We start from the raw sequence: 382 nt of genomic DNA on the forward strand, positions 1-382 counted from the left end.
CGGGCCGAGGGCTGGAGCGACGACGAGGTGCTGAAGCGCTGGACAGCACTGTTCACCGGGCCGTTATTGGTGCAGCGCTATTGTGCGGGTGCCGACATGCTGCCGGTGGAAAGGAAGGCGGTGAGTGAGCTGGCCGCGACCTACCGTGAGCGGTTGGCCGATGTCTCCTGGTTCATGCGACTGCTCAACGAGGCCATCGCCCGCCAGGCCAACGCCGAGGACGGCGCGAAAGGGCGCTTCTGGGAAGGGCGTTTCAAGAGCCAGGCACTGCTCGACGAGGCGGCGATCCTCAGCGCCATGGCCTATGTCGATCTCAACCCGATTCGCGCCGGGATGGCGGAAACCCCCGAGACGTCTGCCTACACTTCGGTGGCCGAGCGGA

General features: G+C 66.0%; 1 protein-coding gene. It reads left to right on the top strand.

Annotated elements, in window-relative coordinates; all coding sequences use genetic code 11:
• On the top strand, positions 1-382 hold a 382-nt coding region (locus tag CCD76_RS19600), incomplete at both ends, for a transposase (RefSeq protein ID WP_373419446.1).

Origin of the sequence: Salinicola salarius, from assembly GCF_002179555.1 — a bacterium.
Taxonomy (GTDB): Bacteria; Pseudomonadota; Gammaproteobacteria; order Pseudomonadales; family Halomonadaceae; genus Salinicola; species Salinicola salarius_A.